A 12161-nucleotide genomic window follows, 5' to 3' on the forward strand; every position below is an offset into this window, starting at 1 on the left:
GGCGTCGACCCTAACCCGAGCGTGGTCATTACCATCGACACCGTGGGCCTCTCTTCTCGCGTCATCGATCTGAACGCCGACCTCGGCGAGGGGGTCGGCGACGACTCGGCGATGATCACCCTGGTGACGAGCGCTAACGTCGCGTGCGGCTTCCATGCAGGCACTCCGCGCGAACTGTTGGCCACCTGCCGCGAGGCGGCCGCCGCCGGCGTGCGGATCGGCGCGCAGGTCTCCTACCCGGACCTGTCCGGGTTCGGCCGCCGTTTCATGGACCTCGCCCCCGACGACCTGTTCGCCGACATCGTCTATCAGATCGGCGCTCTGCGGGCGCTCACCGAATCCGTCGGCGCCACCGTGGAATACGTGAAGCCGCACGGCGCGCTCTACAACGCGGTGGTGCATCACACGACGCAGGCCGGCGTCGTCGTCGAGGCGGCGGCCGCGTCCGGCCTCCCCCTCATGTGCCTGCCCGGATCGGAGGTGGAACGGATCGCCGGCTCAGCGGACGTGCCGGTCATCCGCGAGGCCTTCGCCGATCGCGGCTACACCCCCGAGGGCACGCTGGTGCCCCGGTCCGAGCCCGGTGCCCTGCTCACCGATCCGGCCGAGGTGGCCGCGCGAGTGCTCGAGCTGGCGGAGACCGGACGGATCACGGCGATCGACGGCACGGTGGTGGAAGTGGTCGCCGACTCGGTGTGCCTGCACGGCGACACCCCCGGCGCGGTGGAGCACGCCCGTCGTGTCCGCGCCGCGCTCACACGCGCCGGCGTCGACGTGCGCGCTCGGTGAGAACCCCCGTACCCGCCGACAGCGCCCGCGGGGTGGCCGCGGGATTCGGCGCCTACGCGCTGTGGGGCCTGTTCCCGATCCTGTTCGACGCGATGCTCCCGGCCGGTCCGTGGGAGATCCTCGCCAACCGCATCCTGTGGACGCTCGTGCTGTGCGCCGCTATTCTCGCCGTGCTGCGCGACTGGTCGTGGATCGCGCCGCTGCGCCGACGACCCCGGCTGATCGCCGGCGTCACCGCCGCCGCCCTGCTCATCGCCACCAACTGGGTCGTGTACGTCGCAGCTGTCACCTCCGGCCACACCAGCGACGCCGCCCTCGGCTACTTCCTGAATCCGATCGCCACCGTGGCCCTGGGCGTGGTGCTGCTGCGGGAACGCCTGCGGCCACTGCAATGGGCGGCGGTGGCGGTCGGCGTGGTCGCGGGCGGCTATCTCACCTTCGCCGCGGGCGTGTTTCCGACCACGGCGCTGGCCCTGGCCGCGTCGTTCGCCCTGTACGGGCTGGTCAAGAAGAAGGTCGGCGACACTCTGCCCGCGCTTCACGGACTCACCTTGGAGACGGCGATACTGGCGCCGGCCGCGGCCGTCATCCTGGTGGTCGTCGCATTCACTCCGGCCGGTCTCACGTTCGGTGACGGCGTCGGGCACACCGGCCTGCTGGCGTTCTCCGGCGTCGCGACCGCGGTGCCGCTGCTGCTGTTCGCCGCTGCCGCCCGTCGCATCCCGCTGGTGACCGTCGGGCTGATCCAGTTCGTCACACCGATCATGCAGTTGCTGTGCGCGGTGCTGATCCTCGACGAACACCTGCCGCCCGAACGCTGGATCGGATTCGCGATCGTGTGGGTGGCGCTGGCGCTGCTGGCGACCGACAGCGTCCTCAGAGCTTGGTGGAACCGGCCTTCTTCGCCTCGCGCGTGATCGAGGACCAGGCCTCGCTTCCCCAGGTCCGCGCCGCGGCGGCCCATTCGCGTCCCCTCCGCACCATCGGGCCGGCCTCGGCGGGGATCTCGCCGGCCGGGATCCGATCGCGACCGGGGTGCATCTCCACGGTGAGGAAGGCCGCCGCCACCGCGAGCACGGTGGCGATCAGCGCGAGCCCGCCGAGCACACCGCTGTCGGACATCTCGACGGCCAGGTACCGCGTGGCCAGAAGCAGCCCGGAGAAGGCCGCGGTGCCGAAGACGACCACCGCGAGCCGGTGACGCGACCAGCCCAGTTCGGGGCGGGTGAGCGCAGCCTCGAGCGTGAGGGTGAAGATCGCTCCGGCGAGGACGTCGATCGCGTAGTGGAAGCCGAAGCCGAGGGTCGCGCCGGTGGTGCAGATCAACCAGAACGTGCCGAACACCTTCGACAGCACCGGACCCCGCCATCCGTGCAGGAAGATGCACATCGCCCATGCGGTGTGCAGGCTCGGCATGCAGTTCCGTGCCACGCTCTGGTTGTAGTAGTGCGCCGCGGGATCGCCGATCACCGGCAACTGCTGCGGCCACACGTCCTGCCAGTCCGCGCCCAGCAGCTCATGACCGAAGGCGTAGGTGGGGCCGACGACGGGGAACAGGAAGTAGATCACCGGACCGATCAGCCCGATCAGCAGGAAGGTCCGCACGATGTGATGCCGCGGGAAGCCGTCGCGGGCGCTGTTGCGGAGTTGGAAGAAGGCGATCACCGCCGCGGCCACCGGCAGGTACACGTAGACCTTGCTGAGGACCTCGGTGAGCCACGGGGTACCGGAGACCACCGAGCCGATCGCCCACGACGGGCTGCCGAGGGCCCGGTCGGCGAGTTCGACGTATTCGTCGAGCACGTTCGGGTTGGCCCGGCTCGACAGCACCAGCCACACGTCGCCGACGCGACCCATCACGATCAACAGCAGCCCGAGGCCCACCGCCTTGAGAGTTCCGGCCCGCTCGCGCCCGTGCAGTCGCCATCCCGCGAAGGCGGCCGTGCCGATCAACGCGAACAGGATGCCGTTCCCGACGGTCGGGGCGTTGCCGACGATCAGACGCTGCGTGTTCCAGGCGAGTTCGAGTGCGACGGCCGCGCCCACCACGGGCAGTCGCATCCGCGACGGCATGCACACGAGCGCGAGCAGCATGCCCGCGATCTTGATCTCACCGATCTGCGGCCGTCCCACCAGATCGGTGGCGAGGAGATCCAGCGGTCCGCGCAGGTGGTTCACCCGAGCGACGACCTCGATCAGAATGACGAACCCGACCAGGATTCCGACGATGAGCGCCCAGACACGGCCCGAGAACTCGAGACGGCGCCCCGAACGCAGCTGCGCCCACATCGACCGCAAGGAATCCTCAGCAAACATTCCTTACACGTTAGTAAACGAATACTTAACAGTAGGAATCAGAGTGACGCAATCGTCATTCAACCGAACGAACGACGTGACCCGCAGCACTCAGCCGACGCGGCGTTGCCTGGCGAACTCCGCCAGGACCACACCTGCCGCGACCGAGGCGTTGAGGCTCTCCACCTCGCCCGCGATCGGAATCGACAGGATCGAGTCGCAGTTCTCGCGAACCAGACGCGACAGCCCCTTGCCCTCCGACCCGACGACGATCACCGTGGGGCCCGTGCCGTCGTAGTCGTCGAGCGAGACGTCGCCGCCCGCGTCGAGTCCGACGATCTGGGCGCCCTTCTTGGCCCAGTCGAGCAGGGTGCGGTTCAGATTCGGCGTGGCCGCCACCGGCATCCGGGCCGCAGCACCCGCGCTGGTTCGCCACGCGACGGCGGTCATCCCCGCGCTGCGCCGCTGCGGGATCACCACACCGTGTCCGCCGAACGCGGCCACACTGCGGATCACCGCACCGAGGTTGCGCGGGTCGGTGATGTTGTCGAGCGCCACCAGCAACGGCGCCTGCGGCGCGGCGAGGGCATCCGCCATGAGATCGTCCGGGTGCGCGTACTGGTACTCCGGCACCTGCAGTGCGAGCCCCTGATGCAGCCCGTTCGGCGACATCCGGTCCAGTTCCGGCTTCGCGACCTCGAGGATCGAGATCCCGCGGTCTCCCGCGGTGTGCACCGCCTCCTTGACGCGCTCGTCGGCGTCCACTGTCGTCATCACATACAGCGCGGTGGCGGGCACCCCGGCACGCAGACATTCGACGACCGGGTTGCGGCCCACGACGTACTCGGGACCGCCGTCCTCGGACTTGCGGTGATTGCGACGCCCCGCGGCCTTGGCCGCGGCCTTCGCCTTCTTGTGAGCGGGGTGGTAGGTGCGGTCGACGGCCTTCGGAGTGGCTCCGCGGCCTTCGAGACCGCGCCGGCGCTGCCCGCCGGATCCGACGACCTGACCCTTCTTGCTTCCGGCCTTCCTGGTCGCCCCGCGACGCTGTGAGTTTCCGGCCATCAGTGTTCCTTCGATTTGAGCGCCCACTGGGCGCCGTCGGGGGTGTCGGTCACTTCGACGCCGGCTGCGGCGAGCCGGTCGCGGACCTCGTCCGCGGTGGTCCAGTCCTTGGCGGCGCGGGCCTGCGCCCGCCGCTCCAATTCTGCCTTGACGAGCACGTCGAGCGCAGCGTGAGCGTCGTCATCGACGCCCTCGGCGGCCCAGTGCGGGTCGAGCGGATCGGTCCCGAGGACCGCGGTCATGGCCCTCACCTGCGCCGCGATCTGCCTCGCGCGGCCACCGTCGCCCGACTCCAGGGCGGTGTTGCCCTCGCGGACGGCGTTGTGCACGGCCGCGAGCGCGGCCGGAACTCCGAGGTCGTCGTCGAGGGCGGCGGCGAAGTCGTCGTTCACCTCGCCGACCTCGACGTCGCCGACGCGTTCGGCGACGCGACGCACGAACGACTCGATACGCCGATAGCCGGCCGCGGCCTCGGCCAGCGCGCCGTCGGAGTACTCGAGCATTGACCGGTAGTGCGCGCTCCCGAGGTAGTAGCGCAGTTCCACGGCCCGGGCCCGCTCCAGCATCGCCGGGATGGCGACCACGTTGCCGAGCGATTTGCTCATCTTCTCGCCGCTCATCGTGACCCAGCCGTTGTGCAGCCAGTACCGAGCGAAGCCGTCGCCGGCACCGTGGCTCTGAGCGATCTCGTTCTCGTGATGCGGAAAGATCAAATCCATTCCGCCGCAATGAATGTCGAACTCGGCACCGAGCAGCGAGGTCGCCATCGCCGAGCACTCGAGGTGCCAGCCGGGACGCCCGTCGCCCCACGGCGTCGGCCACGACGGCTCCCCGGGCTTGGTGGCCTTCCACAGCGTGAAGTCACGGGGATCGCGTTTGCCGGTGCCCGCGCTCTCACCCTGGTGTACGTCCTCGAGCCGGTGGCCGGAGAGGCTTCCGTAGTCGGGCAGACTGCGCACGTCGAAGTAGACGTTGCCGTCGGCGGCGTACGCGTGACCGCGCTCGATGAGACGCTCCATGTACTGCACCATCTGGGTGATGAAGCCCGTGGCACGCGGCTCCGCCGAGGGCGGCAGCACACCGAGGGCGTCGTAGGCCCGGGTGAACTCCCTCTCGTGCGTGGCCGCCCATTCCCACCACGGACGGCCCGCTTCGGCGGCCTTGTTCAAGATCTTGTCGTCGATGTCGGTGACGTTGCGGACGAAGAGCACGTCCAACCCGCGGTAGGCGAGCCACCGCCGCAGCACGTCGAACGCGATGCCGCTCCGGACGTGACCGATGTGGGGAACGCCCTGAACCGTCGCACCGCACAGGTACACCGATGCCGTTCCGGGACGAAGGGGAACGAAGTCGCGAACCTCGCGGGCAGCCGAGTCGTAGAGGCGTAGAGTCACGGCCTGCGATTCTACTTGAGGGCCAGCAGTGCGGTGGCCACCGCCGCGATGCCCTCGCCGCGTCCTGTCAGACCCAGTCCGTCGCTGGTGGTGCCGGAGACCGAGACCGGTGCCCCCAGCAGATCGGACAGCACCCGCTGGGCCTCCGCACGACGCGGCCCGACCTTCGGCCGCTCCCCGATGATCTGCACCGAGGCGTTCACCGGAGCGAAGCCCGCCTCGTCGAGAAGGCCGCGGACGTGGCCGAGCATCGCCGCGCCGGTGACCCCGGACCACTCCGGTCGCCCCACGCCGAAGACCGCGCCGACATCGCCCAGCCCGGCGGCCGAGAGCAGTGCGTCGCAGAGTGCGTGAACGCCGACGTCGCCGTCGGAGTGCCCCGAGCAGCCGTCGGCGTCGTCGAAGAGCAGCCCCAGCATCCAGCAGGGTCGGCCGGCCTCGATCGGGTGGACGTCGGTCCCGACGCCGACGCGCATGTCCATCGCAGACACTCAGTGCTCCTGTGCGGTGATGAGCCTGGCCAGTGCCAGGTCGAACTGGGTGGTCACCTTGAACGCCATCGCGTCACCCTGGATCACTCGAACCGGGATGCCCAGGGCTTCGACCAGTCCGGCGTCGTCGGTGGCGTCTGCCTGTGCGTCGTGCGCCCGGCGCAGTACCTGTGCGGTGAAACCCTGCGGGGTCTGCACGGCACGCAACTCCGACCGGTCGGGAGTGTCCCGCACCAAGCCGTCGGCGTCGACCCGTTTGAGGGTGTCGGCGACCGCGATTCCCGGGACCACCGCGTCGGCGCCGCCCCGGAGCGCGGTGACCACCGAGGCGAAGAGTGCCGGCGGGGTTAGAGCCCGGGCCGCATCGTGCACCAGGATCAGTTCCGCGTCGGGCACGGCCGCCAGACCGGCCCGGACCGAATCGCTCCGCTCGGCTCCGCCCGGCACCACGACGGCGTCCGGGACGAGCGCCGCGGCGCGGTCGAGCAGTTCCGGAGGTGCGGCCACGACGATGACGTCGACGACGCCGGACCTGCGTGCCGCCGAGGCGCTCAGCTCGAGCAGCGTGACGCCGTCGAGCTCGACGAACGCCTTCGGCACGGTCTCACCGAGACGTGTACCTCTTCCCGCTGCCGGGATCAGTGCGGCTACCGGGCCACTGCCTGCTGTCAGGACGCCGCAGCCAGGATCTCGTCGAGCATGCTGTCGGCCTTGGCGTCGTTGGTGTGCTGTGCGAGCGAGAGCTCGTCGACCAGCACGCGCCGGGCCCGGGTCAGCATGCGCTTCTCGCCTGCCGACAGACCGCGGTCCTGCTCGCGGCGCCACAGATCGCGGACGATCTCGGCCACCTTGATGATGTCGCCGGAGATCAGCTTCTCCTGATTGGCCTTGAATCGGCGGGCCCAGTTGGTGGGCTCCTCCGTGTGCGGTGCGCGCAGCACCTGAAAGACCTGATCCAGACCCTCCTGGCCGACCACGTCGCGCACACCGACGTAATCGAGCTTGCTGGACGGGATCTGAACTGTCATGTCACCGTCGGCAACCTTCAGGACCAGGTACTCGATCTCTTCACCCTTGATGGTCCGAATGACGATGTCTTCGACTCGAGCAGCACCGTGATGGGGGTATACAACGGTGTCGCCAACTTTGAAATTCAATGTCCACTGCCCCTTTCGAATGTAACCAGTCTAACACGCGAGGGCCGACAGCCTTCTCCAACGGTGCAGGTCAACCGAGGTGCAAGCAGGTGAACGACGGTATTTGCGCCCCGCCTGCCACCTTCGGGAAGCACAGTTGCACGCCTGAACCGAACGGCCCGGCGCTAATATCATCGGGACAATCTGGCGACCCGGGCGAACTTTTCCCGGCCTCGCCAACTACGCTGCGTAGTGAGAGTTCGCATCACCGGCGGACAACGCGACGACCACCCCGGAGGAAATGGTGTCAGTGCTCAATCGGTCCACCCGCCGTCTGGCCTCGGCCGCCGCTGTCGGCGCGCTCGGCATCGCGATCGCCCTCGGCACCACGGCCTGCGGTGCGGGAAAGATCTCGCAGACCGCGAATCAGGAGCCGGCCGTCAACGGCGCGAGCGGATCCATCACTCTGACCCCGTCCGAGTACGACGGCCAGGAGATGTCGAACGGATCGATCGCGATCCGCAATGCGCATGTGCTGTACCCGGTCTCGAAGGCCGACCAGATCTTCGGCGACGGCGGACCGTTCGCCCTCGCGTTCAACATCGCCAACGACAGCCCCACTCGCGTGGTCAAGCTGCAGAGCGTCTCGGCGAAGACCGGCAACATCAAGCTGACGCCGCCGACCTCGACCACCGGCGGCGACCCCGCCTCCATCGCCCCCGGAAAGGCCCTGCTGGCCGGACAGCCGTCCGGCTCGGATCCGGATCTGGCCGCCGGAGCGGACAGCCGCTGGACGGTGGAGCTCACCAACGCCGGCGACACCGTCGCCGCCGGTCTGACCGTCCCGATCACCTTCAACTTCGCCGTCTACGACCTGGGCGGCAAGCAGGTCGAGACCGTGTCGACCACCGTCGACACCCCGGTCGACGGCGGCACGCTCAACGAGCGCCAGGACGTCGTCCGCGACGTGCAGGGCGAGAGCGAGCACTGAGCCGCACCGAACTCCTCACAGCGGCGCCCCGGTCACTCGACCCGGGGCGCCGCTCTTGTCGTACCGGTCGCCTACAGTGTCTGCGTGGCCGGACGGACCGGGTGACGAGCGCGTCGGCGGACAGGGGAAGACATGGCTAAGACCCGATCGGTGTTCCGCTGCTCCGCATGCGGTCACCAGGTGGCGAAGTGGTTCGGCAGATGCCCCGAGTGCGGCGAATGGGGAACCATCGCCGAATCGGCGCCGGCGGCCGCCGCCGCACGCACCGGCACCACGTCGGTGGCACCGTCCAGTCCGGCCGTCCGCATCACCGAGGTGGTCTCCGGAGCGGTGGGCTCATGCCCCACCGGCATCGCCGAGTTCGACCGCGTGCTCGGCCGCGGAGTGGTCCCCGGTTCGGTGATCCTGCTCGCGGGCGAGCCCGGGGTCGGCAAATCGACACTCCTGCTCGAAACCGTGAAACACTGGGCGGCGCAAGGCAAGACGGCCCTGTACGTCACCGGGGAGGAGTCGGCCGGCCAGGTCCGGCTTCGCGCCGAACGCACCGACGCGGTGCACGAGAACATCTACCTGGCGTCGGAGACCGACCTCGCGACGGTGCTCGGACACGTCGAGGCGGTGGCGCCCACCCTGCTGATCGTCGACTCCGTGCAGACGATGGTCGCGACGGGCACCGACGGCGTCACCGGCGGTGTCACGCAGATCCGGGCGGTCACCACCGCACTGGTCTCGCTCGCCAAGACGAGCGGAATCGCCGTGATCCTGGTCGGTCACGTCACCAAGGACGGCACCGTGGCCGGTCCCCGCTCACTGGAGCATCTGGTGGACGTGGTGCTGGCCTTCGAAGGCGACCGCCACTCGTCGCTGCGGATGATCCGGGGCATCAAGAACCGATTCGGCCCCTCCGACGAAGTCGGCTGCTTCGAGCAGCGGTCCGACGGCATCCATCAGGTCAGCGACCCGTCGGGCATCTTCGTACACCACCACGAGTCCGATGTCGCGGGCAGCGCCGCCCTGGTCGCGATGGACGGCCGCCGCGCCCTCGTCGGCCAGATCCAGGCGCTGCTCAACGACACCCAGATGACCTCGCCCAGGCGCGCGGTCTCCGGTCTGGACTCGGCGCGTGTGGCGATGATGCTCGCCGTCGCCGAGAAGCACGCGGGCATCAAGGCCAGCACCAAGGAGGTCTACGCCTCCACCGTCGGCGGGATGAAAGTCACCGAGCCGGCCGCCGACCTGGCGATCTTCCTGGCGCTCTACTCGTCGCACCACAACGTCGCGGTACCGTCGTCGACCGTCGCGATCGGCGAGGTCGGCCTCGCCGGCGAGGTCCGCCGTGTGTCGTCGGTGGGCCGCCGAGTCGCCGAGGCCAAACGGCTCGGGTTCGGGCACGCGATCATTCCCGCCGGAACGCAGGACGAGGATCTGCCGCGCGGAATCCGCATCAGCCGGGTCAACAACCTCCTGGAGGCACAGTCGGCGGCGACGGCGCGGTCGGACTACGCTCAGGCCCCGTTCTGATGCCCTGAGGGATGCACCGCGCGATCGCGGTATCCGGCGAAGTGCTTCTCGAGATCGATGGCGATGAACAGCCCGTGCGCCGCGGCGACGGGCTCCTGGGGATCGCCGAGATGGGCGACGGCGCGCGTGTAGACCTTGCGGCGCACGCCCCCGAGGATCTCACCGGTGAACTGCACGGTGGAGCCCAGCGGAATCGGCTTGGCGTAGTCGATCTCCAGGTGCCCGGTCACCACCGGCATGCGGAGCAGCAGCGGCGAGGTTCCCATCACCTCGTCGAAGGCGGTGGAGAGGAGTCCGCCGTGGATCACGCCGGGACCGCCCTGCATCCAGTCCTCCACCTTCATCGATGCGGACACCGTGAGCCCCTCGCCCGCGATCACGTCGATTCGCAGGCTTACCGGCGCGTCGGCGCCGCATCCGAAACACATGCTGTGATGCAGGTTGATTCGACGGCCGGGCGACGTCGCCTTCGGGTCGCGGGACAGTGGCTCGATGTCTGCGGGCAGCACGAATGAGGTCTTCACGTACCGCTACCCTAGTTCAGGTGACCGACACCGTTATCCCCGAGTCCAGCCGCGCCGAGCAGATCCGTTCCGCGCTCCGCCGCGTGGCTCCGGGGACCGGGCTTCGCGACGGACTCGAACGCATCCTCCGCGGCGGCACCGGCGCGCTGATCGTCCTCGGATACGACGACGACACCGAGCGGCTCTGCGACGGCGGTTTCCACCTCGACATCGAGTTCGCCCCCACCCGTCTGCGCGAACTGTCGAAGATGGACGGCGCCGTGGTGCTCTCCGACGACGGCAAACGGATCGTGCGCGCCAACGTCCAGCTGATGCCCGATCCCACCATCCCCACCGAGGAGTCGGGCACACGGCACCGCGCCGCCGAGCGGACCGCCATCCAGACCGGGGTCCCGGTGATCTCGGTGAGTGCGTCGATGTCGATCGTGAGCGTGTACGTGGGCGGGCAGCGTCGCGTCGTCGAGAACCCGGACGCCATCCTCTCGCGCGCCAACGTCGCGCTCACCACGCTCGAACGCTACAAGTCTCGCCTCGACGAGGTCAGCAGCCAGCTCTCGCGCGCGGAGATCGAGGACTACGTGCTGCTGCGCGATGCGATGAGTGCCGCCCAGCGGATGGAGATGGTCCGACGCGTCTCGGTCGAGATCGACGAGTACGTCCTCGAACTCGGAGTCAACGGCAGGCAGGTGTCGCTGCAGTTGGAGGAGTTGATCAACGACAACGACACGATGCGCGAACTGCTGGTGCGCGACTACCACGCGAGCCCGGAGCCGGCCAGCACCGAACAGGTGCGCCAGATACTCGAAGCGGTGGAGTCGCTCTCAGACGCCGATCTGCTCGATCTGACGATGGTGGCCGGGGCCTTCGGCTACCCGACCTCGCTCGAGGCCCAGGACACCGCGATGAGCCCCCGCGGCTACCGTCTGCTGGCCCGCATCTCCCGCCTGCAGTTCGGCCACATCGACCGGCTCGTCCGTCATTTCGGCACCCTGCAGTCGCTGCTCGCGAGCAGCGCAGCCGATCTTCAGTCGGTCGAGGGCATCGGGAGCATCTGGGCCCGGCACATCCGGGAGGGGCTCTCGCGGCTCGCCGAGAGCAGCCTCGAACGGTTCGACTGACGTCGGATCGCTACTGCTGTGCGGGTGCCTGCGCCGGAGCGACGAAGTTGAACGTGATCGGCGCCGACTCGCGCTCGGCCAGCTTCGCGGTGGCCTGGTAGCCGCCCGCCGCCACCTGGACGCGCTTCTTGGTGCATCCGGGATTGCTGGTGGTGCCCGACCAGGTGATGGTGTCGGTGACCTGCTGGCCCGGCGCAAGAACCTGGATGTTCACGCCTTTGTCCGGCGCGCAGTCCTGCGCCGACCACAGCGTCCGGCTTCCGTCCAGCGTGCGGACGATGACGTTCTGGGCGGCCTTGCCCACGTCGCGCGAACAGGCGGCGAGTCCGCCGTTGGTGGTGACGATCGTGAAGACCGGCTGGTCGCCGACGGTGTATGTGGGCTTGTCCGTGTAGAGCACCACCGACAGGCTCTGGTCGGAGCATCCGGGAGCACCGGCGTCCGCGGCGGGTGCGTCGGACTGCTGCGCGGGCGCGGGGGCGGGAGCCGAGGGCGTGGCACTCGGATCGCCGCCCTGGCCGTGCTCGCCTCCGCCGCTTGGCGCCTCACTGCTCGGCGGGGCGCTCTCCACTGCGGTCGAAGGCGCCGCGGGCTCGGTCGAGGACTTCGCCGCGGCGTTCTTCGAGTCGGGGGTGCTGTCGGAACCGCCGCTGAGCCAGACGATCAGGAGGATGACCACAACGATCGCGACGACCGCCCCGACGCCGGCGACGAGGCGCCGGCGCCAATACACCTCGGGCGGCAGTGGTCCTTGCGGTTCAATCACGCCCTCAACGGTATCGCCGCTCCCCTGTCAAGAGCAGCGAGGCCGTCCGGCGTGTCGTCGATTCCGCCGAC

Annotated in this window: 13 protein-coding genes; 5 read left to right on the forward strand and 8 right to left on the reverse strand. The window is 69.2% G+C overall.

Features of this window, described 5'->3' with window-relative positions; genetic code table 11:
• Positions 1–42 precede the first annotated feature (42 nt).
• Complete coding sequence (locus tag ACE11G_RS15345) at positions 43–789, forward strand: LamB/YcsF family protein (RefSeq protein ID WP_375002970.1); 747 nt, start codon at positions 43–45, stop codon at positions 787–789.
• Positions 786–1706: an EamA family transporter RarD gene (gene rarD / locus ACE11G_RS15350; RefSeq protein WP_278126059.1), complete on the forward strand. Its 921-nt coding sequence runs from the start codon at positions 786–788 to the stop codon at positions 1704–1706. The genes ACE11G_RS15345 and rarD overlap by 4 nt, the downstream gene beginning before the upstream one ends.
• Here rarD and ACE11G_RS15355 read toward each other — a convergent pair.
• From ACE11G_RS15355 to ACE11G_RS15380, 6 genes are all read right to left on the reverse strand, one after another.
• Positions 1666–3105: a phosphatase PAP2 family protein gene (locus ACE11G_RS15355; RefSeq protein WP_233500115.1), complete on the reverse strand. Its 1440-nt coding sequence runs from the start codon at positions 3103–3105 to the stop codon at positions 1666–1668. The two genes, rarD and ACE11G_RS15355, sit on opposite strands and share 41 nt — an antisense overlap.
• A gap of 90 nt (positions 3106–3195) precedes the next feature.
• Positions 3196–4149 carry a 23S rRNA (guanosine(2251)-2'-O)-methyltransferase RlmB gene (gene rlmB, locus ACE11G_RS15360; protein WP_006894272.1) on the reverse strand — a complete coding sequence of 318 codons (954 nt, stop codon included), beginning with the start codon at positions 4147–4149 and terminating at the stop codon, positions 3196–3198.
• On the reverse strand, positions 4149–5543 hold the full coding sequence (cysS, locus tag ACE11G_RS15365; protein ID WP_375002973.1) for a cysteine--tRNA ligase: 1395 nt from the start codon (positions 5541–5543) through the stop codon (positions 4149–4151). The genes rlmB and cysS overlap by 1 nt, the downstream gene beginning before the upstream one ends.
• An 11-nt stretch (positions 5544–5554) precedes the next feature.
• Entirely contained in the window at positions 5555–6019 is a 465-nt protein-coding gene (gene ispF / locus ACE11G_RS15370; RefSeq protein ID WP_062366353.1) for a 2-C-methyl-D-erythritol 2,4-cyclodiphosphate synthase, read from the reverse strand.
• 15 nt (positions 6020–6034) lie between these two features.
• Positions 6035–6706 carry a 2-C-methyl-D-erythritol 4-phosphate cytidylyltransferase gene (gene ispD / locus ACE11G_RS15375; RefSeq protein WP_375004172.1) on the reverse strand — a complete coding sequence of 224 codons (672 nt, stop codon included), beginning with the start codon at positions 6704–6706 and terminating at the stop codon, positions 6035–6037.
• Positions 6703–7191 (reverse strand): CarD family transcriptional regulator, encoded by a 489-nt coding sequence (locus tag ACE11G_RS15380; protein WP_006894267.1) that lies wholly within the window; start codon positions 7189–7191, stop codon positions 6703–6705. The genes ispD and ACE11G_RS15380 overlap by 4 nt, the downstream gene beginning before the upstream one ends.
• 280 nt (positions 7192–7471) lie before the next feature.
• Between ACE11G_RS15380 and ACE11G_RS15385 the strand changes: the two genes are divergently transcribed.
• Both ACE11G_RS15385 and radA read left to right on the forward strand, forming a co-directional pair.
• Entirely contained in the window at positions 7472–8161 is a 690-nt protein-coding gene (locus ACE11G_RS15385) for a hypothetical protein (RefSeq protein ID WP_062366282.1), read from the forward strand.
• A gap of 132 nt (positions 8162–8293) precedes the next feature.
• A complete protein-coding gene (radA, locus tag ACE11G_RS15390; protein ID WP_062366280.1) occupies positions 8294–9682 on the forward strand; it encodes a DNA repair protein RadA in 1389 nt (462 codons plus the stop codon).
• Here the strand turns inward: radA and ACE11G_RS15395 are convergent.
• On the reverse strand, positions 9667–10206 hold the full coding sequence (locus tag ACE11G_RS15395; protein ID WP_045536852.1) for a PaaI family thioesterase: 540 nt from the start codon (positions 10204–10206) through the stop codon (positions 9667–9669). The genes radA and ACE11G_RS15395 overlap by 16 nt on opposite strands.
• Before the next feature lie 20 nt (positions 10207–10226).
• Between ACE11G_RS15395 and disA the strand changes: the two genes are divergently transcribed.
• On the forward strand, positions 10227–11324 hold the full coding sequence (disA, locus tag ACE11G_RS15400) for a DNA integrity scanning diadenylate cyclase DisA (RefSeq protein ID WP_006894261.1): 1098 nt from the start codon (positions 10227–10229) through the stop codon (positions 11322–11324).
• 10 nt (positions 11325–11334) lie between these two features.
• On the opposite strand, the gene ACE11G_RS15405 is transcribed toward disA, so the two are convergent.
• Positions 11335–12090, reverse strand: coding sequence for a hypothetical protein (locus tag ACE11G_RS15405; RefSeq protein ID WP_045536848.1), 756 nt, complete (start codon positions 12088–12090; stop codon positions 11335–11337).
• Between the last annotated feature and the right edge of the window lie 71 nt (positions 12091–12161).

The sequence above is a fragment of the Gordonia sp. PS3 genome (assembly GCF_041950545.1).
Lineage (GTDB): Bacteria > Actinomycetota > Actinomycetes > Mycobacteriales > Mycobacteriaceae > Gordonia > Gordonia sihwensis.